A 21,520-nucleotide genomic window follows, 5' to 3' on the forward strand; every position below is an offset into this window, starting at 1 on the left:
TCATTACAAACGCTCAAACAGGACCATTGATTCCAGGTGTCCAGTGTGCGGAAACATATCGAGCATCGCCAGTCGCCGTATGGCGTATCCAGCGTTGAGCAAAGCATCGCTGTCACGAGCCAGCGTTGCTGGGTTACAGGATACATAAACAACGCGTATAGGTTCTAATTTTATAATATGTTGCATCACACCTGCAGCCCCCGCACGCGCAGGATCAAGCAATACTTTGTCGAATCCGTTTTTCGCCCACGGCTGTCGGGTAACATCTTCCTCAAGGTTTTCATGAAAGAATGTCACATTGTGTAATCCGTTATTCAGCGCGTTTTCTCGGCCTTTTTCCACCAACGCAGGAACACCTTCCACGCCAACCACGCTTGCTGCCCGAGTTGCCAGCGGTAGGGTAAAATTTCCCATTCCACAGAACAGATCGAGTACACGATCTTCAGGTTGCACATCGAGCCATTCCAGCGCACGGGCGACCATTTGTTGGTTTACCCCTTCATTGACCTGAATAAAATCGCGCGGGCTGAAGGTTAACCGTAGTCCATTTGAATCATACCAGGGCGATTCTTCTGATATTGATTCCAGTATCTCGCTTTGCGGGGCCAGAAACAAAGACAGCCCCTGAGAATGCGAAAAGCATTCCAGTTTTTCTTTATCCGCAGCACTCAATGGCGCCGTGTGGCGCAAAATCATCAGGGTTCCGCTTCCCGCCTGCACCAGTTCGACATGGCCAAGATGGCGTAACCCTTGCAGACTTTCCAGACACGCTCTGAGATGGGGCAATAACGCCTCAAGCTGGGGCACCAAAATAGGGCATTGTTTGACATCGATAATGTCGCTGGAACCGGATTTGCGAAACCCCATCTGCAATTTTTGTTCTTTTGGCCGATAGTTCAGACTCAAACGTGCGCGACGACGATAGCCCCACGGGGCATCAGCTATAACATCCGACACCTCACATTTCATTAAACGCGACAACGCTGCGCTTTTGCTACGCTGCTGCAATGAGATGCTGGCATGCTGCTGCTGGCAACCGCCGCACACGCCAAAATGCGGGCAACGTGGCACTTCACGCTGTGGGCTGTCGTTTAAACGTCGTTTTACTTGCGCGCGGGCAAACTGTTTTTTATCTTCGGTAATCACCACCTCGGCGCTTTCCTGGGGTAGCAATTCCGGTATAAACAACGCCTTTCCGTTATGGCGAGCGACGCCCTGACCAAAAGGATCGAGGTCATTGACGGTAACGGTTATGATCTGACGCGTCGTCACGCGTCGTTTTGCAGAGTAGAATTGCGCCATCGACGAGATATTTCTCTATTTAACAGTGTGACCCTAATTGTCCCATAACGGAACTCCATGACCAACTACAGCCTGCGCGCACGCATGATGATTCTGATCCTGGCCCCGACCGTCCTGATAGGTTTGTTGCTCAGTATCTTTTTTGTTGTGCATCGCTATAACGACTTGCAGCGTCAACTGGAAGATGCTGGTGCCAGCATCATTGAACCACTCGCGGTCTCCAGCGAATATGGCATGAACCTGCAAAACAGGGAATCCATCGGCCAACTTATCAGCGTACTGCATCGTCGCCATTCCGATATCGTGCGGGCAATTTCTGTTTATGACGAAAATAACCGACTATTCGTCACCTCTAATTTTCATCTCGATCCGTCTGAAATGCAGTTGGCGACAGGTTCACCGTTTCCCCGGAAGCTGAGCGTCACCCGGCACGGGGATATCATGATCCTACGAACCCCTATTATATCGGAAAGCTATTCACCGGATGAATCCGCCGTAAGCGACGCCAAAAACACCAAAAATATGCTGGGGTATGTGGCGCTTGAGCTGGACCTTAAGTCCGTACGATTGCAGCAGTACAAAGAGATCTTTATCTCCAGCGTAATGATGCTGTTTTGTATTGGTATTGCGTTAATTTTCGGCTGGCGTCTAATGCGCGACGTGACCGGCCCGATTCGCAATATGGTGAATACCGTTGACCGAATACGTAGAGGACAGCTCGACAGCCGCGTGGAAGGTTTCATGCTGGGCGAGCTGGATATGCTCAAAAATGGTATCAACTCGATGGCGATGTCTCTCGCGGCCTACCATGAAGAGATGCAGCACAACATCGATCAGGCCACCTCTGACCTGCGCGAAACGCTGGAGCAGATGGAAATCCAGAACGTCGAGCTGGATCTGGCGAAGAAACGCGCCCAGGAAGCGGCACGTATTAAGTCTGAGTTTCTGGCAAACATGTCCCACGAGCTGCGAACACCGCTGAATGGCGTGATTGGCTTCACCCGTCTGACGCTAAAAACCGAGCTCAACACCACACAGCGCGATCACCTGAATACCATTGAACGCTCGGCTAACAATCTGCTGGCCATCATCAATGATGTACTCGACTTCTCCAAACTTGAGGCGGGCAAGCTGATTCTGGAAAGCATTCCGTTCCCGCTGCGCAGCACGCTGGATGACGTCGTTACGCTGTTAGCGCATTCATCCCATGATAAAGGGCTTGAGCTGACGCTGAATATTAAGAATGACGTACCGGACAACGTCATCGGTGACCCGCTGCGTTTACAGCAGGTGATCACCAATCTGGTCGGCAATGCCATCAAATTTACCGAAGGCGGCAACATCGACATTCTGGTCGAGAAGCGAGCCCTTAGTAACACGAAAGTGCAAATTGAAGTACAAATCCGCGATACCGGGATCGGTATTCCTGAGCGCGATCAATCCCGTCTGTTCCAGGCTTTCCGTCAGGCGGATGCCAGTATTTCCCGGCGTCATGGCGGAACCGGGCTAGGTCTGGTCATTACGCAAAAACTGGTCAACGAAATGGGTGGAGATATCTCCTTCCACAGCCAACCTAATCGGGGTTCCACGTTCTGGTTCCATATCAGCCTCGATCTCAACCCTAACGTGCTTATTGATCGTTCGACAACCCGATGCCTTGCCGGTAAACGACTGGCCTACGTCGAACCTAACGCCACTGCCGCGCAATGCACGTTAGATATCTTGAGTGAAACACCGCTGGAGGTGATTTACAGCCCTTCGTTCTCCGGGTTGCCAGCGGAGCACTACGACATTCTGTTGCTGGGCATTCCGGTCACTTTGCGCGAACCACTCACCATGCAGCATGAGCGGCTGGCAAGCGCAGCAGCGATGACCGACTTCCTGTTGCTAGCCTTGCCTTGTCATGCACAAATTAATGCTGAGAAATTGAAACAGGGCGGCGCGGCGGCGTGTCTGTTGAAACCTCTCACCTCAACCCGCTTACTGCCTGCGCTGACAGAGTATTGTCAGCTGAACCACAGCGCGGATCCGCTGCTGTTAGATGAGAGCAAAATCGCGATGACCGTCATGGCGGTAGACGACAACCCGGCGAACCTCAAGCTGATTGGCGCATTGCTGGAAGATAAGGTCCAGCACGTCGTGCTTTGCGACAGCGGGCATCAGGCGGTGGATCGCGCCAGACAAATGCCGTTTGACCTGATCCTGATGGATATTCAGATGCCAGACATGGACGGCATTCGTGCCTGCGAACTGATCCACCAGCTTCCTCATCAACAGCAGACACCAGTCATTGCGGTCACCGCACACGCCATGGCCGGGCAGAAAGAGAAGCTGCTCAGCGCCGGGATGAACGATTACCTGGCGAAGCCTATCGAGGAAGATAAGCTGCATAATCTGCTGTTACGTTACAAACCGGGCGCAAGCACATCGCTGCGGGCACTCACCGCAGAACCTCTTGAGCCGGTCGTCAATCCGAACACGACGCTCGACTGGCAACTGGCATTAAGGCAAGCCGCGGGTAAGAACGATTTGGCGCGGGATATGCTGCAAATGCTGATCGATTTTCTGCCTGAGGTGCGTAACAAAATCGAAGAGCAACTGGTCGGAGAGAACCCCGAAGGGCTGGTGGATATGATTCACAAGCTGCACGGCAGTTGCGGTTATAGTGGTGTCCCCCGCATGAAAAACCTGTGTCAGCTCATTGAACAACAGCTACGCAGTGGAACCAAAGAAGAAGAGCTGGAACCTGAATTTTTAGAGCTTCTGGATGAAATGGACAACGTTGCGCGCGAAGCGAAACGGATATTGGGGTGATATTCGCCGGATGCGGCGTAAACGCCTTATCCGGCCTACAGGTTTCGCTGCTTACCGTAGAGCCGATAAGCGTCGTGCATCGGGCAGTAAACGCCTTATCCGGTCTACAGGTTTCGCTGTTTACCGTAGGCCCGATAAGCGTCGCGCATCGGGCACATCGCCGAATCCGGCGTGACCGCCTTATACGACCTACAACTCAGCGTAATTGCTGCCCTGCTTTAAGCGTTGCGGCTACGTTTCGCGCCGTCATTCGTACGTTGTCGCTCGCGTTCTTCAGCGCCTCATCCAGGGTACAAATGGAGTAGATGACGCTGAAAACCGCATCCAGCCCATGCTCATGGACCACACCGACATCCGCCGTCAGGCTACCTGCGATACCGATAACCGGCTTGTTGTAACGCTTTGCGACCTTCGCCACGCCAACCGGAACCTTACCGTGAATGGTCTGACTATCAATGCGCCCTTCACCTGTGACTACTAAATCCGCATCCGCAACGCAGGCATCAAGGTGTAACGCATCGGTCACTATCTCAATACCGCAGCGTAACTGTGCGCCGCAAAACGCATACAGCGCCGCCCCCATACCACCCGCCGCACCACCACCGGCCAGATCCAGCACGTTGACGTCCAGATCGCGGGCAATAAGTCGCGCATAGTGCGTGAGCGCCCGATCCAGGCGGGTAATCATCTCCGGCGTCGCCCCTTTTTGCGGACCAAAAACCGCAGATGCGCCCTCTTTTCCAGTCAACGGGTTGGTCACATCGCAAGCCACTTCTATAAGGCACCCGGCAAGACGGCTGTCTAACTGAGAAATATCAATCTGGGACAGAGATTCCAGACCGATTCCGCCTTGCGCAATTTCGTTATTTTGCGCATCCAGCAGTTTTGCTCCCAGCGCTTGCACCATCCCGGCACCGCCATCATTGGTGGCGCTACCGCCAATCCCAATAATGATATGCTCAACGCCAGCGTCTAGCGCATGACGGATTAACTCCCCGGTTCCCCAGGATGTCGTTTTCAGCGGATCGCGTAAACCCACAGGAACCTGTTCCAGTCCGCTGGCGGCCGCCATTTCGATAAACGCCGAGCGCTCATCACCAGATAAACCATAAAATGCCTGAATTGTGTTGCCCAAAGGGCCGGTAACATCAACATGCACAAGGTGACCTTGCGTTGCGGCAACCATCGCTTCGACCGTTCCTTCACCGCCATCTGCAACCGGAATCTTCACGTAATCCGCATCGGGCCAGATCTCACGAAACCCCAGCTCTATAGCCGTTGCCACCTCAAGCGCACTCAAACTTTCCTTATAGGAATCGGGTGCGATTACTATTTTCATAAAGCATCCTTACGCATGTTGATTATGTTAAGCATACACCAGGAGCAAAACCGCTCACTCTATAGGAGCGGTCCTGGATCACTTAGCGAACCATGCACGGACGCTTATTATCAAACGTCCAGTTCGGGATAAGATACTGCATACCCATCGCATCATCACGCGCACCCAGTCCATGTTGCTGGTACAGCTCATGCGCTTTCATGACCTGATCCATATCCAGCTCCACGCCCAGACCCGGTTTTGCCGGAACCTGCACCATGCCGCCTTTGATTTCAAACGGCTCTTTGGTCAAGCGCTGGTTGCCTTCCTGCCAGATCCAGTGGGTGTCGATAGCGGTAATTTTTCCTGGAGCCGCCGCCGCAACATGCGTAAACATCGCCAGCGAAATATCAAAGTGGTTGTTAGAGTGCGATCCCCAGGTCAGCCCGAACTCATGGCACATCTGCGCCACACGGACAGAACCCTGCATAGTCCAGAAGTGCGGGTCCGCCAGTGGGATATCCACAGACTGCAACGACAGTGTATGCCCCATCTGACGCCAGTCGGTGGCGATCATGTTGGTGGCGGTCGGCAGACCGGTGGCGCGGCGGAACTCCGCCATCACTTCACGACCAGAGAAGCCCTGCTCGGCACCGCACGGATCTTCCGCATAGGCCAGAGAACCCTTCAGATATTTGCCGATCTTAATCGCTTCATTTAGCGACCACGCGCCGTTCGGATCCAGCGTGACGCGGGCCTGCGGAAAGCGTTTCGCTAGCGCGACAATAGATTCCGCTTCTTCTTCCCCGGCCAGTACGCCGCCTTTCAGTTTAAAGTCGTTGAAACCATACTTCTCATACGCGGCTTCCGCCAGGCGCACTACCGCATCCGGGGTCATCGCTTCTTCATGACGCAGACGATACCAGTCGCATTTATCATCCGGCTGACTCTGGTACGGCAGCGGCGTTGCCTTACGGTTACCCACGAAGAACAGATAACCCAACATTTCAACTTCGCTACGCTGCTGGCCATCCCCCAGCAAAGAGGCGACGTTTACGCCCAGATGCTGACCTAACAGATCCAACATGGCCGCTTCGATCCCTGTAACCACATGAATAGTGGTACGTAAATCGAAGGTCTGCAAACCGCGACCGCCCGCATCACGATCGGCAAAAGTATTGCGTACTGCATTCAGCACATTTTTGTATTCACCTAACGTTTTGCCTACCACCAGTGGGATCGCATCTTCCAGCGTTTTGCGGATTTTTTCGCCGCCGGGAATTTCACCCACGCCGGTATGACCGGAGTTATCTTTAATAATCACAATATTGCGCGTGAAGAACGGAGCATGTGCGCCGCTCAGGTTCATCAACATGCTGTCATGACCCGCAACCGGAATAACCTGCATAGAGGTAACCAATGGGGTAGAAAATTGTGCGCTCATAATTAAGTCCTTATTCAAAATTAGTGGCGGCCGAAAACGGGACGTTTACGGTCAAAAGTCCATCCGGGGATCAGATACTGCATTGGGCCTGCGTCATTACGCGCGCCACCGGGCAGCGCCTTATAGGCTTCATGTGCTTTCTGTACCTGATCCCAGTCCAGTTCCACGCCCAGACCGGGCGCATCGGGTACCGCAATTTTTCCGTTTTTAATCTCCAGCGGATTTTTGGTCAGGCGGCAATCGCCCTCCTGCCAGATCCAGTGGGTATCAATAGCCGTTGGATTACCCGGTGCTGCCGCACCAACGTGGGTGAACATCGCCAGGGAAATATCAAAATGATTGTTAGAATGGCAGCCCCAGGTCAGGCCCCAGTCGTCGCATAACTGTGCCACGCGTACCGCGCCAGAAAGGGTCCAGAAGTGCGGATCGGCCAGCGGAATATCTACTGAATTCAGCATCACCGCATGGCCCATTTCACGCCAGTTGGTAGCTATCATGTTCGTTGCTACCGGCAGACCGGTTGCACGGCGGAACTCGGCCATCACTTCACGGCCAGAAAAACCCTGTTCAGCGCCGCATGGATCTTCGGCGTAGGTCAGAACATCGTTCAGCCCTTTACACAGGGAGATGGCTTCATCCAGCAGCCAGGCACCGTTGGGATCAACCGTAATACGCGCATCCGGGAAGCATTTTTTCAGCGCACGAGCGGTGTCGATTTCCTGCTCGCCAGGCAGTACACCGCCTTTGAGTTTGAAATCTTTAAAGCCGTAGCGATCCTGCGAAGCCTGAGCCAGACGTACCACTGCCTCACTGTTCATCGCTTGCTGATGACGCAGGTGATACCACTCATGGTTTCCCGACGTACTTTCCAGATACGGTAAATCGGTCTTTGTGCGATCGCCCACGTAGAACAGATAACCGAGTACGGTGACCGCATCGCGCTGCTTGCCCGGCCCTAACAGTTCACAAACCGGCACGTTCAGCGCCTTACCCAGCAGGTCGAGCAATGCGGCTTCCAGCGCCGCTACCGCATTGACCCGTAGTTCAAAGGTCCAGGCGCCTTTGCCAAAGGTGTCAAAATCAGCGGCCTGGTTGCCCTTATGCACCTGCTGCACCACCTTATTCAGGCGCGCCACTTCCTGGCCCAGCGCCTGCGGAATCGCATCCACCAGCGTCTGATAAATCACTTCGCCACCTGGCGCTTCACCGATACCGGTGTTTCCGGCATTATCGGTGAGCACCACGATATTACGAGTAAAGTATGCGTTATGCGCGCCGCCAATATTGAGCAGCATGCTGTCATGACCGGCCACCGGGATGACCTTCATATCGGTAATAACGGGACTCGATTGTGTTGTCATCATCATTGTCCTGCGACAGGTTTCAGTTCGATACGTTTAATATCGCCCACCAGCACCAGATAGCTCACCACCGCAATCAGCGCATGTACCCCGACGTAAATCAACGCGCCGTTAAACGAGCCGGTAGTCCCGACGATGTAGCCGATAGCAATTGGCGTGACAATGCCGGAGATGTTGCCAAACATGTTGAACAAACCGCCGCTCAGACCGCTGATCTCTTTAGGTGCGGTATCAGCCATCACCGCCCATCCCAGCGCACCGATACCTTTGCCGAAGAAGGCCAGCGCCATAAAGCCGATGATCATCCACTCCACATTGACGTAGTTACAGAACACCATCACCATCGACAGCAGCATACCGAGTACGATTGGCGTTTTACGGGCGATATTCAGCGAACCGGTACGGCGCATCAGCCAGTCGGAAATAATGCCGCCGAGCACGCCGCCGGCGAATCCGCAAATGGCCGGAACCGAAGCAACAAAACCGGCTTTCAAAATCGACATACCGCGAGCCTGCACCAGATAAACCGGGAACCAGGTGATAAAGAAGTAGGTCAGCGCGTTAATGCAGTACTGGCCGATGTAAATCCCGATCATCATCCGTGAACCCAGCAGCTGTTTGATTTGCCCCCACTTCACGCTAAACGGCACTTTTGTTTTGGCTGCCGCCTGATCCATGTTGATCAGCGCCCCACCTTCGGCAATGTACTCCAGCTCTTTTTGGTTTACGCCCGGGTGCTGGTTCGGTTCATGAATCACCTTCAGCCAGACGAAGCTGATAACAATCCCAAGACCGCCCATAAAGAAGAACACGTGCGACCAACCCACTTCGTGGGTCAGCCAACCCATGATTGGCGCGAAGATAACGGTGGCAAAGTATTGCGCAGAGTTAAAGATAGCGACCGCTGTGCCCCTTTCCTGTGCCGGGAACCACGCCGCCACAATACGACTGTTGCCGGGGAAGGAGGGCGCTTCAGCTAAACCAACGAGGAAGCGCAAAGTAAACAGCGCAACGATAATGCCGAAGCCACTGAAGATATCGACAAAACCCTGCAACAGGGTAAACATGGACCAAATAAAGATGGACCAGAAATAAACGCGTTTTGAACCAAAGCGGTCGAGCAACCAGCCGCCGGGGATCTGGCCGATAACATAGGCCCATGAGAAAGCGGAGAATACATACCCCATCCCTACCGCATCCAGACCAATGTCTTTGGCCATCTCCGAACCGGCAATGGATAAGGTGGCGCGATCGCCGTAGTTGAAGGATGTGACGATAAACAGCATCACCACTATCCAGTAGCGAGCGTTAGTGCGTTTTTCCGCGCTGCTCGCCGCCTGACTTAATGAACTCATTGTTGCACTCCTGAATCCTGGCTTTCGCCAGTTCATTCTGTACAGCACCTGTAGGGTGATCAGAATGAGAGGTTAGTGTGTGGCAGTGTTGGTACAGCTCAGGGCCGTTTTATTCTGACTCGCTGCCATTCCGGGAACTGACGGGAAAAGTATATGAAGGAGTGCCACTTGCCCTCACCGTGCATGAACACAACATTAGGGAGACAGTGAGAAGTTGTTTGGGGCATAAGCCCAAAGTAGTGGAAGTTAGTTCACGTAATTGGGGTTTTATTGCCGGGTGGTGGCTTCGCCTGGCCCGGCTTGCGGTTCAAATGGGGGTTGCATGCCCGTACGAGCGAGGGAGTTATTTAAGCAAGGTTCCCCAGTTTTCTACCCAGGGATTGGATTCGCTTTCCGGTTCAGGATGCTCGCTGGCATCAATCAGCAGCATTTCTCCTACACGGTGGGCGCTTTGTTCCTGCAACAAGGCATCGAACTGTTTGCCGCCATTGCAGAAATTAACGTAGCTACTGTCGCCCAGCCCAATTACCCCGTAATGCAGATTTGGCTGGAAACCGAGATTATCTTTGATCCCCTGAAACAGCGGCACGATGCTATCCGGCAGATCGCCCTGCCCGGTCGTGGAAGTCACCACCAGTACATATTTATCCTGATATGCCTGCCAGTCGCTAAGCTCCGGATCTTCGAACACCGTAGCTTTATGACCCTGCGCCGTCAAAATAGCTTCGGCCTCTTCGGCAACCAGCAGCGCGTTTCCGTACATCGTGCCGACAAAAATTCCAATTTCCGCCATAACCGTAATCTCCTGGGACTTAAGAATCTATCTGCTCATCCTGACCTGACAGCTCGCTGAACTCAACCCTTTCATTCTCAGGGAGAAGTCCACGCCAGCCAAATTGTGACAACGCCTGCATCCAGACGTCATCCAGTCCGGCGCGAATAACCAGCGGTTCGCCGGTGAAAGGATGGGTCAGCGCAAGCTGGCTGGCATGCAGCATCAATCGCTGGCAACCGAAATGCTCTGCGGCGCTGCGGTTTTGCCGCAAATCACCGTGCTTGCTGTCGCCGATAATCGGATGGCGCAAGTGCGCCAGATGGCGTCTGAGCTGGTGCTTGCGACCGGTTTTAGGATCCAGCTCCACCAGCCCGTAACGGGTAGTCGGATAACGCCCGGTCGCTACCGGCATTTCTACCGTTGCCAGGCCGCGATAATGGGTGACAGCAGGCTGCGGGCCTTTATCATCGCGGGCAAACTTATCGGCAATCTTATCCAGCTCTTCGACCAGCGGGTAATCCAGCACGGCATCATCCATCAGCCAGCCACGCACAATCGCATGATAGCGTTTCTGAATTTGATGATGTTCAAACTGCTGGGACAGCAAACGCCCGGCTTCGCTGGACAGTCCCATCAGCAGCACGCCGGAGGTTGGTCTGTCGAGACGATGGGCGGTAAATACGTGCTGACCAATTTGGTCGCGCACCGTTTGCATCACCACCACTTTCTCATCCCGGTCGAGCCAACTGCGGTGAACCAACCAGCCCGAAGGTTTATTGACGGCGACCAGCCATTCGTCCTGATAAAGAATTTCCAGCATCAGGCGTTATCACTTGTAAACAGCGCATCCAGCTCCTGCAATGCCGCCAGAAGAATGTCGCGTTGCGGGTGATCGGCTGCCAGCGCCATTTCGTAATACGGTGCGACGGCAAAAGCCTGCGGAAGCGGCTGCGCGTTATCAATCAACGTATGCATGCGGGGAATCAACACCCACTGCAGCCACTCGACCGGTTCCATGGTATCCATACAAAAAGGCTGTGTACTGGTAAACAGATGCTCTGCTGGCTCATCCATCCGCCAGTGATGATGTTCACGCAGTAGCGCTTCAAGTGCATGTAACTGCTGGCGCACACGGTCATGAGTCGTCATGAAATTAACCTCAATGATGAAAAAATCTGGCGCGAAGAATAGCACTAGTGAAGGGAAATAAAAAAAGGGAGCACTGTAAAAACAGTGCTCCCGGTTCGTTTCGCAGCATTCCAGCTACTTTTAGTGCTCCCTGCTCATCCTTGACAACTTTTCCTGTGGTCTTGCGACCGTGTTCATCCTGAACTTTTGCATCCTGCTCACATCACCCCGATGTGAAAACTTCATCCTGAAGTATCCTGGCCATCCAGACCCGCCGAACATCCTGACCGGCTCTCATTCTCCATCCTGGAGGTGTCCTTTAACGCATCCAGCGTCTTCCTCTTTGCTTCGTCCTGAAGCCTGTCCTTGCAACACCGTCCTGGTGTGTCCTGGCGAAGAGCCATCATCCTGATGTTCTCTTCGTTGTGCGACTCCTTGTCGACAGATATAGAATCGCCTGTTTCGCTTTGTCTTACAAGATGCTTACAGGCTTACCCTTATGATTATTTTCATATGAAAGTTGACAATAAAACACTAACCAATTGAATAATAATAAATTATTATTTTATCAATTCATTAAGTCTTTACTTATCACCTGGCAATGTCCTACAGGGTTTGTAAGAGATCTCTCACAAGATTCAGGGCAAACTGGATTACAGAACTGGCTTAAGTTGAGTGAGGAATTCCGCAAGTGAGGCCGCCAGCACCGTTCGTTTACGGGTTCCCAGCGTTTCTTTGCACACTTCACCGGACAGATTGCACACCGAAATGACGTCAAGCTCATTATCTTGTGTGGCAATAAAAAGCGTAGGTGATAGCTTGAGGCGCTTTTGCGTAACCAGATGACCAATCAGGTTTTCCTGAACGCGCCTGAAGTCATCTTCACTCCAGGTTTGCAGCAGCGTGAGCTTTTCATCCGCAAACTGCGCGTGCATATCACCAGCAAACTGGGTGGTGTAAAAAGCGTGAACGGCAGGTTGTACCACAATATCAAAGGCCCGTTCAACCGCATTGAGGTTATTTTCGCCGACAAAAGGTTGAGGCTGCCAAAATACCGCATCGTCTGTGGAAGAAATGATACACGGAGAAGGTACGCCATACAGCTCTTCGCTGAGCGGCCAACTGTTGTTTTTTTCATGCCATGCGTCGCAATAACGCGTCGTAAAGGCTATCAACGCCTGCGCTGTCAATTCGTCCACTGATTTCTCTCTTCACAAAAGCCAGGATACACTTGTCGCATAGTGTATCTGGTTTATGACGGTGAAACATGTCCTCTTATGAAAATCATCAGGCGCTTAACGGCCTGACACTCGGTAAATCAACGGATTACCGAGACAATTACGATGCAAGTCTGTTGCAGGGCGTTCCGCGCAGCCTGAATCGCGACCCGCTGGATTTAAAGGCCGATAACTTGCCTTTTCACGGTGCGGATATCTGGAGGCTATATGAACTGTCGTGGCTGAATGCCAACGGCTTACCGCAAGTCGCGGTCGGTCACGTAGAACTGGATTACACCAGCGTAAATCTGATTGAGTCGAAAAGCTTTAAGCTTTACCTGAACAGTTTTAACCAGACGCGTTTTGATTCCTGGGACGCGGTACGCCAGACACTGGAAAACGATCTTCGCGCCTGCGCTCAGGGCGATGTCAGCGTGGCGCTGTACCGCCTTGACGAACTGGAAGGGCAGCCGATAGCCCACTTTAATGGGACCTGTATCGACAATCAGGATATCGTCATCGACAACTATCAGTTCAGCACTGCGTATCTGGAAAATGCCGTGAGCGGTGAAAAGGCAGTCGAAGAGACGCTGGTCAGCCACCTGCTGAAATCCAACTGTCTGATCACCCACCAGCCAGACTGGGGCTCCATACAAATTCAGTATCGCGGACGCAAAATCGACAGAGAGAAGCTGCTGCGTTATCTGGTCTCCTTCCGCCACCATAATGAATTTCATGAGCAGTGCGTGGAACGTATTTTCAATGACATTCTGCGCTTCTGCCAGCCAGAGAAACTGAGCGTCTATGCACGCTACACGCGACGTGGCGGCCTGGACATTAACCCATGGCGCACCAACACCGATTTCACTCCGGCAACCGGTCGTCTGGTACGTCAGTAATCTTTTTTCTCAATTTTGCGTGCCGGATTCCGCGCGCAAGGTTGTGAAAGGTCATAAGCCAGGGCTATTGTAATCAATAGGGAATGACGTGTTGCGTCCCATAAGGAGTTTACTTGATTACACATATTAGCCCGCTTGGCTCAATGGACATGTTGTCGCAGCTGGAAGTCGATATGCTTAAACGCACGGCCAGCAGCGACCTGTATCAACTGTTTCGTAACTGTTCGCTTGCCGTTCTGAACTCCGGCAGTTTAACCGACAACAGTAAAGAACTGCTGTCACGCTTTGAAAGTTTCGATATTAACGTACTGCGCCGCGAACGGGGCGTGAAGCTGGAACTGATCAACCCACCTGAAGATGCGTTTGTTGACGGACGCATTATTCGTGCGCTACAGGCTAACCTGTTTGCCGTACTGCGCGACATTCTGTTCGTCAATGGCCAGATCCATAACGCCGGTCGTTTTCAGCATCTGGATCTCGAAAGCTCGGTGCATATCACCAACCTCGTATTCTCGATCCTGCGTAATGCGCGGGCGCTACACGTCGGTGAAGCGCCGAACATGGTCGTCTGCTGGGGCGGTCACTCAATCAACGAAAATGAGTACCTGTATGCCCGTCGCGTCGGCACCCAACTGGGCCTGCGCGAACTGAACATCTGTACCGGCTGCGGTCCGGGGGCGATGGAAGCGCCAATGAAAGGCGCCGCGGTCGGCCACGCCCAGCAGCGATACAAAGACAGCCGCTTTATTGGCATGACCGAACCGTCAATCATCGCCGCTGAACCGCCTAACCCGCTGGTAAACGAACTGATCATCATGCCGGACATTGAAAAACGTCTGGAAGCGTTCGTGCGTATCGCTCACGGTATTATCATCTTCCCGGGTGGCGTAGGGACAGCAGAAGAGCTGCTGTATCTGCTGGGGATCCTGATGAATCCGGCCAACAAAGATCAGGTTCTACCGCTGATCCTGACCGGACCAAAAGAGAGTGCGGATTACTTCCGCGTGCTGGACGAATTTATCGTGCACACGCTAGGGGAAGATGCACGTCGCCACTATCGCATTATCATTGACGATGCGGCAGAAGTGGCGCGTCTGATGAAAAAAGCGATGCCGCTGGTGAAAGAAAACCGTCGCGACACAGGAGATGCTTACAGCTTTAACTGGTCGATTCGTATCGCGCCCGATCTGCAGATGCCGTTCGAGCCGTCCCATGAAAACATGGCCAACCTGAAGCTGTACCCGGATCAACCCGTTGAAGTATTGGCCGCCGATTTACGTCGTGCATTCTCCGGTATTGTGGCAGGTAACGTGAAGGAAGTCGGGATCCGCGCTATTGAAGAGTTTGGCCCGTACAAAATCCACGGTGACCGCGAAATGATGCGCCGCATGGACGATCTCCTGCAGGGCTTTGTTGCACAACATCGTATGAAGTTACCGGGCACTGCGTATATCCCTTGCTACGAGATCTGCGCCTAACCTTCAACACCCGCTAGCAGCGCTATAGCGGTGACAGTTTTGTCCATATCAAAGCCGGGTTTGGCGCACTTGCCTCCCGGCTTTTTTTAGTGATACCAGTCACATAGCCCCGACAATCATATAAATACCAGTGATGATTCATTAAAAACAGCGCGTCACGCAAACGATTACCTTGAAAAACCAACCGTGATTTATCTTAGAAAATTATTATTAGTCGCCGAAATCATCTAAAAACAACAGTTTTTACAGCTGAACACGCCTATCTTCGCGCCTTCGCTTTCATGAGATATGTCGTTAATGTTAGCCTTCGCGCCCGTAAATTCGCTTTGACTATTTTTTAACAGATTAATGGCCCAAATTTATCCACATAAAAGGTGGATTATTGCATTTGGGATCCCGATCACTGATACATTCATTACTAAAATGTATCTTTCCGCCCGAAAATTATTACGGCGAAAAATTATATAAAAATCGCTCAACGAATTTCGATTTACAGTCGGGTACTTTCTCATTGGATTGACCCCAAACCCGACTTTTTAAGCTTCCTCCAGGAGAAATAGATGGAAAACACTCAAACCAGCACTATCGTTACGGGCCAGACCCGCAGCGCATGGCGCAAAACAGACACCATGTGGATGCTGGGCCTTTACGGCACGGCGATTGGGGCGGGTGTATTGTTCCTGCCGATTAACGCAGGCGTAGGCGGTATGATCCCGCTGATCATCATGGCGATCCTTGCCTTCCCAATGACCTTCTTTGCACACCGCGGCCTGACTCGCTTTGTGCTGTCCGGTAAAAATCCGGGTGAAGACATCACCGAAGTTGTAGAAGAACACTTTGGTGTTGGTGCAGGTAAACTGATTACCCTGCTCTACTTCTTCGCTATCTACCCGATTCTGTTGGTTTACAGCGTAGCAATCACCAACACGGTTGAAAGCTTCCTGACCCACCAGCTGGCGATTACGCCGCCGCCGCGCGCAATCCTGTCACTGATCCTGATTGTCGGCATGATGACCATCGTGCGCTTCGGTGAGCAGATGATCGTTAAGGCGATGAGCATCCTGGTATTCCCGTTCGTTGCGGCTCTGATGCTGCTGGCGCTGTACCTGATCCCTCAGTGGAGCGGTGCGATTCTGGAAACCATGTCTTTTGACTCTGCGGCAACCACCGGCAACGGCCTGCTGTTGACCCTGTGGCTGGCAATTCCGGTAATGGTGTTCTCCTTCAACCACTCCCCGATCATCTCCTCCTTCGCCGTGGCGAAGCGTGAAGAGTACGGTGATGAAGCAGAGAAAAAATGCTCCAAGATTCTGGCATTCGCTCACATCATGATGGTACTGACCGTTATGTTCTTCGTCTTCAGCTGCGTGTTCAGCCTGACTCCGGCAGACCTGGCAGCAGCGAAAGAGCAGAACATCTCGATTCTGTCTTACCTGGCGAACCACTTTAACGCGCCGATTATTGCCTGGATGGCACCGATCATCGCGATTATCGCTATCACCAAATCCTTCCTGGGCCACTACCTGGGCGCACGTGAAGGCTTCAATGGTATGGTGATTAAGTCTCTGCGTGGCAAAGGCAAATCCATCGAAATCAACAAACTGAACAAAATCACTGCGCTGTTCATGCTGGTAACCACCTGGATTGTGGCGACGCTGAACCCAAGCATCCTCGGCATGATTGAGACCCTGGGTGGCCCAATCATCGCGATGATTCTGTTCCTGATGCCGATGTATGCCATTCAGAAAGTACCGGCAATGCGTAAGTACAGCGGCCATATCAGCAACGTCTTCGTTGTGATTATGGGCCTGATCGCTATCTCCGCTATTTTCTACTCTCTGTTCAGTTAATTCCCCTGCGCCGCTCCTCGGGGCGGCGCACCTCGATACACAATGGACGCCTCATGATTAGCGTATTCGATATTTTCAAAATCGGCATTGGCCCTTCCAGCTCCCACACTGTTGGCCCGATGAAAGCAGGCAAACAATTCACGGATGACCTGATTGCACGCGGAATTCTCACTGACGTAACCCGCGTAGTGGTTGATGTCTATGGCTCTTTATCTCTGACGGGGAAAGGTCACCATACCGACATCGCGATTATTATGGGCCTGGCGGGTAATCTGCCGGATACCGTAGACATTGATGCCATTCCGTCCTTTATCCAGGATGTGAATACTCATGGGCGTTTGCTGCTGGCAGACGGTCAACATGAGGTCGAGTTCCCGGTCGACAAGTGCATGAATTTCCATGCGGACAATCTGTCCCTGCACGAAAACGGGATGCGCATTACCGCACTGGCGGGCGAAAAGGCTATTTACAGCCAGACTTACTATTCCATTGGCGGTGGGTTCATCGTTGATGAAGAACATTTTGGTTTACCGAACAACTCTCCGGTAAACGTGCCATATCCGTATAAATCCGCAGCTGATTTGCAACGTCATTGCCAGGAAACCGGCCTGTCGCTTTCCGGTCTGATGATGCAAAACGAACTGGCGCTGCACAGCAAAGAAGAGCTGGAACAGCACTTTGCTAACGTCTGGGAAGTGATGCGTAGCGGGATTGAACGCGGCATCACCACCGAAGGTGTATTGCCGGGCAAACTGCGCGTTCCGCGTCGTGCTGCTGCGCTGCGTCGCATGCTGGTCAGCAGCGACAAAACCACCACCGACCCGATGGCGGTTGTTGACTGGATCAACATGTTCGCGCTGGCCGTGAACGAAGAAAACGCAGCCGGTGGACGCGTGGTGACTGCACCAACCAACGGTGCATGCGGGATTGTTCCTGCCGTACTGGCGTATTACGACAAGTTTATCCGTGAAGTGAACGCTAACTCGCTGGCACGCTACATGCTGGTCGCGAGCGCCATTGGTTCACTGTACAAGATGAACGCCTCTATCTCTGGTGCCGAAGTCGGCTGTCAGGGTGAAGTTGGCGTCGCCTGCTCCATGGCAGCGGCTGGTCTGGCTGAACTGCTGGGTGGTAGCCCAATGCAGGTATGCATCGCGGCAGAAATCGGTATGGAACACAACCTGGGTCTGACCTGCGACCCGGTTGCCGGCCAGGTTCAGGTACCGTGCATTGAGCGTAATGCCATTGCTTCGGTTAAAGCGGTGAACGCTGCACGTATGGCGCTGCGCCGTACCAGTGAACCACGCGTGTGCCTCGATAAAGTTATCGAGACCATGTACGAAACCGGTAAAGACATGAACGCCAAATACCGCGAAACCTCTCGTGGTGGTCTGGCGATGAAGATTGTCACCTGCGATTAATTCTCAGCACATTTTTGTATCTGTAGGCCGGATAAGGCGCTCGCCGCATCCGGCTTTTATTGCCTGATGGCGCTTCGCTTATCAGGCTTACGGATAGCGCTCTTTCGCAATGCTCGTCTCCACTCGTCGTGAATGTTACCCTACAGACTAATTTGTTAGGGAGAACACCGTGGCCGTCCACCTGCTCATTGTTGATGCACTGAATCTCATCCGCCGTATTCACGCCGTACAGGGCTCCCCCTGCGTGGAGACATGCCAACACGCGCTCGATCAGCTGATTGTGCACAGTCAGCCCACGCACGCCGTGGCGGTATTTGATGACGAAGCGCGTAACAGCGGCTGGCGTCACCAACGGTTACCTGACTACAAAGCCGGTCGCCCGCCGATGCCTGACGATTTACACCAGGAAATGCCCGCCTTACGCGCCGCTTTTGAACAGCGCGGCGTCTGCTGCTGGGTATCCAGCGGGAATGAAGCCGATGATTTAGCCGCCACTCTGGCGGTGAAAGTTAGCCAGGCGGGACACCAGGCGACTATCGTCTCAACCGATAAAGGCTACTGTCAGCTACTCTCCCCAACGCTGCGGATTCGCGATTATTTCCAGAAACGCTGGCTGGATGCGCCGTTTATCGAGAAAGAGTTCGGCGTACTGCCGCAACAGCTGCCAGATTACTGGGGACTGGCCGGGATCAGCAGTTCTAAAATACCGGGGGTTGCCGGTATTGGTCCTAAAAGCGCCACACAACTGCTGGCACAGTTTCCAACGCTGGAAGCGCTGTATGAACATCTGGATGACGTACCGGAGAAATGGCGTAAGAAACTCGAAGAACATCGGGAGATGGCGTTTTTGTGCCGCGATATCGCGCGGCTGCAAACAGACTTACATATCGACGGAAACCTACGGCAACTACGGCTGGCGCGGTAGCCTTATTTCCGGATGGCGCTGCGCTTATCCGGCCTACTTATTGTACAACCCTGTAGGCCAGATAAACGCCAGGTGATTACCAGGCGGTATGGTACAGCTCAACGATATCCCCAAGGCTCGCTTCACGCGGATTTCCCCCGGTACAAACATCGTCAAATGCGGCTTGCGCCAGCGCAGGAATATCCTCTTTACGGACGCCAACATCGCGTAGATGCAGTGGGATACCTACATCGCGATTAAGGGCGAAGACGGCATCCACCGCCGCTTTGCGTGCCTCTGCCAGCGTCAGTCCTTCAACCTTAACCCCCATTACCCGGGCGATATCGCGGAATTTTTCCCCGGTGAATTCGGCGTTATAGTGCATCACGTGCGGCAGCAAAATGGCATTCGCGACGCCGTGCGGCGTGTTGTAGAACGCGCCTAACGGGTGTGCCATGCCATGCACTAATCCCAGACCTACGTTGGAGAAACCCATCCCGGCAACGTACTGGCCCAGAGCCATCGCTTCCCCCGCCTGGCTGTCGCCCACAACGGAACCGCGTAATGACCCGGCAATAATTTCGATGGCTTTAATGTGCAGCGCATCGGTAAGCGCCCACGCAGCCCGCGTGATGTAGCCTTCAATGGCATGAGTCAGTGCATCTACGCCAGTAGCCGCTTTTAATGCAGTAGGCATGCCGTCCATCATGTCAGCATCAATGAACGCCACCTGCGGGATGTCATGTGGATCGACACAAACAAACTTACGCCGATTCTCTTCGTCAGTGATCACGTAGTTAATGGTCACTTCCGCCGCCGTTCCCGCAGTGGTTGGGATAGCCATAACTGGCACGCTCGGGAAGCGTGTCGGCGATAACCCTTCAAGGCTGCGTACATCCGCAAACTCCGGGTTATTGTTAATAATGCCAATCGCTTTACAGGTATCCTGCGGGGAGCCACCGCCAATGGCGACCAGATAGTCTGCGCCGCTTTGCTGAAAGACACTCAATCCTTCCTGCACTACCGCAATGGTTGGATTAGGAATAACGCCTGAATAGATTTCCCATGCCAGACCTTCAGCATCCATTCGGGAAGTCACCTTCTCAACAACGCCGCACTGCACCAGATTTTTATCAGTCACAATCAATGCTTTGCGATAACCACGACGAATAACTTCATCGGTTAATGCGCCAACAGCTCCCCGGCCAAACCATGCCGTTTCGTTCAGAATCATTCTGTTCGCCATCGTTTTATCTCCTATTCCTCAATACGCAATCCATATGTTTTGAATTTTTCCAGCACAATAGCGATAGCCTCATCGTCCAGTACCGGAACCGGATCGGTAATCGCCAGCGTGCTGAGATAAAGCTGCGCCAGCACTTCCACTTCATGCGCTAACCACAGGGCTTTTTCCAGATTTTCCTCGCAGGCGATCAGCCCATGATGCTGCAACAGCGTTGCTTTTCGGTTTTTCAGCGCTACCGCAACGTGCTCGGAAAGCTCACGCGTACCAAACGTCGCATATGGCGCACAGGGAATTGAGTTACCGCCAGCCGCCGCAATCATGTAATGGATTGCCGGGATTGGCCGATTGAGAATAGAAACAGCAGTACAATGCACGGCATGATTATGGACCACCGCCTGAGCATCGGGACGCGTCTGATAAGCGGCCATATGGAACCGCCACTCGCTGGAAGGTAATTTCCCTTCTTCGTGCTGCCCCTCAGCGTTGATGTACACTATGTGGGATTCGGTGAGTTTGTCATACGGAATACCCGTCGGGGTAATTAACATCCCGTCCTGGTAACGCACACTTACATTACCCGCAGTCCCCTGATTCAACCCCAGACGGGTCATTTCCAGGCAGGTATTGATAATCTGCCGTGCCAGCGTATTTCGTTCCATTACTTACCTCTCTCAGTGAGTCAAAATGCGACAACAGAACATTGCTAATACCTCGACGCTCTGTTGATTTAAGCGGGTATTTGCTAACTATCATCATGCTGAATAAAGAGAAGGGAATTTTTAGCACTGGATTTTGTGATGTTCATCAACTAATAACGCTGAATAAAAACATGCAGGCATAATATTACAATTGCAAAATGTCCGTTCTTAATAAAACCATTGTAAAACGGTCATTTGCGAATAAATTGTTACCATTGCCCGTTTTCCACTTAACTAATTAATTCGGGCATTATCCCTGTGGCTTTTTAATTTATTTTTCTCAAACGGTCATTGTTTTAAAGAAATTAAA

At 52.6% G+C, this 21,520-nt stretch carries 17 protein-coding genes; 6 read left to right on the forward strand and 11 right to left on the reverse strand.

Going from position 1 to position 21,520, the window contains the following annotated elements; genetic code table 11:
- Positions 1-3: 3 nt before the first annotated feature.
- Positions 4-1,302: a 23S rRNA (uracil(1939)-C(5))-methyltransferase RlmD gene (gene rlmD, locus OGY13_RS20660; protein WP_008785684.1), complete on the reverse strand. Its 1,299-nt coding sequence runs from the start codon at positions 1,300-1,302 to the stop codon at positions 4-6.
- Between the two features lie 57 nt (positions 1,303-1,359).
- Here rlmD and barA point away from each other — a divergent pair, with 57 nt between their 5' ends.
- Positions 1,360-4,116, forward strand: coding sequence for a two-component sensor histidine kinase BarA (gene barA / locus OGY13_RS20665; RefSeq protein ID WP_048215651.1), 2,757 nt, complete (start codon positions 1,360-1,362; stop codon positions 4,114-4,116).
- A gap of 196 nt (positions 4,117-4,312) precedes the next feature.
- Here the strand turns inward: barA and OGY13_RS20670 are convergent, their stop codons facing one another.
- The 8 genes from OGY13_RS20670 to syd form a co-directional block, all read right to left on the reverse strand.
- Positions 4,313-5,455, reverse strand: coding sequence for a glycerate kinase (locus OGY13_RS20670; RefSeq protein WP_153686789.1), 1,143 nt, complete (start codon positions 5,453-5,455; stop codon positions 4,313-4,315).
- Positions 5,456-5,537: 82 nt separating this feature from the next.
- Positions 5,538-6,878, reverse strand: a complete 1,341-nt coding sequence (gene gudD / locus OGY13_RS20675) for a glucarate dehydratase (RefSeq protein ID WP_008785687.1) — start codon at positions 6,876-6,878, stop codon at positions 5,538-5,540.
- 20 nt (positions 6,879-6,898) lie between these two features.
- Complete coding sequence (locus OGY13_RS20680) at positions 6,899-8,239, reverse strand: enolase C-terminal domain-like protein (protein ID WP_213752690.1); 1,341 nt, start codon at positions 8,237-8,239, stop codon at positions 6,899-6,901.
- Positions 8,240-8,241: 2 nt separating this feature from the next.
- Positions 8,242-9,594 carry a galactarate/glucarate/glycerate transporter GudP gene (gene gudP / locus OGY13_RS20685; protein ID WP_048215647.1) on the reverse strand — a complete coding sequence of 451 codons (1,353 nt, stop codon included), beginning with the start codon at positions 9,592-9,594 and terminating at the stop codon, positions 8,242-8,244.
- Positions 9,595-9,937: 343 nt separating this feature from the next.
- Positions 9,938-10,387, reverse strand: coding sequence for a flavodoxin (locus tag OGY13_RS20690; RefSeq protein WP_003825676.1), 450 nt, complete (start codon positions 10,385-10,387; stop codon positions 9,938-9,940).
- A 19-nt stretch (positions 10,388-10,406) separates the two neighbouring features.
- On the reverse strand, positions 10,407-11,189 hold the full coding sequence (truC, locus tag OGY13_RS20695; RefSeq protein ID WP_071445292.1) for a tRNA pseudouridine(65) synthase TruC: 783 nt from the start codon (positions 11,187-11,189) through the stop codon (positions 10,407-10,409).
- Positions 11,189-11,518, reverse strand: coding sequence for a YqcC family protein (locus OGY13_RS20700; RefSeq protein ID WP_003825670.1), 330 nt, complete (start codon positions 11,516-11,518; stop codon positions 11,189-11,191). Before OGY13_RS20700 ends, truC begins: the two co-directional genes overlap by 1 nt.
- A gap of 632 nt (positions 11,519-12,150) precedes the next feature.
- Positions 12,151-12,696: a SecY-interacting protein gene (gene syd, locus OGY13_RS20705; protein ID WP_032944836.1), complete on the reverse strand. Its 546-nt coding sequence runs from the start codon at positions 12,694-12,696 to the stop codon at positions 12,151-12,153.
- A gap of 68 nt (positions 12,697-12,764) precedes the next feature.
- Here syd and queF point away from each other — a divergent pair, with 68 nt between their 5' ends.
- The 5 genes from queF to xni all read left to right on the forward strand — a co-directional run bounded on the left by queF (position 12,765) and on the right by xni (position 19,287).
- Entirely contained in the window at positions 12,765-13,613 is an 849-nt protein-coding gene (gene queF / locus OGY13_RS20710) for an NADPH-dependent 7-cyano-7-deazaguanine reductase QueF (protein ID WP_286637850.1), read from the forward strand.
- Positions 13,614-13,726: 113 nt separating this feature from the next.
- Positions 13,727-15,091, forward strand: a complete 1,365-nt coding sequence (gene ppnN / locus OGY13_RS20715) for a nucleotide 5'-monophosphate nucleosidase PpnN (protein ID WP_003034076.1) — start codon at positions 13,727-13,729, stop codon at positions 15,089-15,091.
- 560 nt (positions 15,092-15,651) lie between these two features.
- Positions 15,652-16,941, forward strand: coding sequence for an HAAAP family serine/threonine permease (locus OGY13_RS20720; RefSeq protein WP_003034073.1), 1,290 nt, complete (start codon positions 15,652-15,654; stop codon positions 16,939-16,941).
- A gap of 53 nt (positions 16,942-16,994) precedes the next feature.
- Positions 16,995-18,362: an L-serine ammonia-lyase gene (locus OGY13_RS20725; protein WP_003034070.1), complete on the forward strand. Its 1,368-nt coding sequence runs from the start codon at positions 16,995-16,997 to the stop codon at positions 18,360-18,362.
- 169 nt (positions 18,363-18,531) lie between these two features.
- Positions 18,532-19,287 (forward strand): flap endonuclease Xni, encoded by a 756-nt coding sequence (gene xni, locus OGY13_RS20730; RefSeq protein ID WP_213752691.1) that lies wholly within the window; start codon positions 18,532-18,534, stop codon positions 19,285-19,287.
- Between the two features lie 76 nt (positions 19,288-19,363).
- On the opposite strand, the gene fucO is transcribed toward xni, so the two are convergent.
- Together fucO and fucA are read right to left on the reverse strand one after the other, a co-directional pair.
- Positions 19,364-20,512 carry a lactaldehyde reductase gene (fucO, locus tag OGY13_RS20735; protein ID WP_213752692.1) on the reverse strand — a complete coding sequence of 383 codons (1,149 nt, stop codon included), beginning with the start codon at positions 20,510-20,512 and terminating at the stop codon, positions 19,364-19,366.
- A gap of 11 nt (positions 20,513-20,523) precedes the next feature.
- Complete coding sequence (gene fucA, locus OGY13_RS20740) at positions 20,524-21,171, reverse strand: L-fuculose-phosphate aldolase (protein ID WP_003825656.1); 648 nt, start codon at positions 21,169-21,171, stop codon at positions 20,524-20,526.
- Between the last annotated feature and the right edge of the window lie 349 nt (positions 21,172-21,520).

The sequence above is a fragment of the Citrobacter sp. Cpo045 genome (assembly GCF_030332875.1).
Classification (GTDB): Bacteria; Pseudomonadota; Gammaproteobacteria; order Enterobacterales; family Enterobacteriaceae; genus Citrobacter; species Citrobacter portucalensis.

Coding starts and splice junctions, on each gene's coding strand:
- rlmD (WP_008785684.1), bottom strand. CDS start 1,302: ATGGCGCAATTCTACTCTGCAAAACGACGCGTGACGACGCGTCAGATC.
- barA (WP_048215651.1), top strand. CDS start 1,360: ATGACCAACTACAGCCTGCGCGCACGCATGATGATTCTGATCCTGGCC.
- OGY13_RS20670 (WP_153686789.1), bottom strand. CDS start 5,455: ATGAAAATAGTAATCGCACCCGATTCCTATAAGGAAAGTTTGAGTGCG.
- gudD (WP_008785687.1), bottom strand. CDS start 6,878: ATGAGCGCACAATTTTCTACCCCATTGGTTACCTCTATGCAGGTTATT.
- OGY13_RS20680 (WP_213752690.1), bottom strand. CDS start 8,239: ATGACAACACAATCGAGTCCCGTTATTACCGATATGAAGGTCATCCCG.
- gudP (WP_048215647.1), bottom strand. CDS start 9,594: ATGAGTTCATTAAGTCAGGCGGCGAGCAGCGCGGAAAAACGCACTAAC.
- OGY13_RS20690 (WP_003825676.1), bottom strand. CDS start 10,387: ATGGCGGAAATTGGAATTTTTGTCGGCACGATGTACGGAAACGCGCTG.
- truC (WP_071445292.1), bottom strand. CDS start 11,189: ATGCTGGAAATTCTTTATCAGGACGAATGGCTGGTCGCCGTCAATAAA.
- OGY13_RS20700 (WP_003825670.1), bottom strand. CDS start 11,518: ATGACGACTCATGACCGTGTGCGCCAGCAGTTACATGCACTTGAAGCG.
- queF (WP_286637850.1), top strand. CDS start 12,765: ATGTCCTCTTATGAAAATCATCAGGCGCTTAACGGCCTGACACTCGGT.
- OGY13_RS20720 (WP_003034073.1), top strand. CDS start 15,652: ATGGAAAACACTCAAACCAGCACTATCGTTACGGGCCAGACCCGCAGC.
- OGY13_RS20725 (WP_003034070.1), top strand. CDS start 16,995: ATGATTAGCGTATTCGATATTTTCAAAATCGGCATTGGCCCTTCCAGC.
- fucO (WP_213752692.1), bottom strand. CDS start 20,512: ATGGCGAACAGAATGATTCTGAACGAAACGGCATGGTTTGGCCGGGGA.
- fucA (WP_003825656.1), bottom strand. CDS start 21,171: ATGGAACGAAATACGCTGGCACGGCAGATTATCAATACCTGCCTGGAA.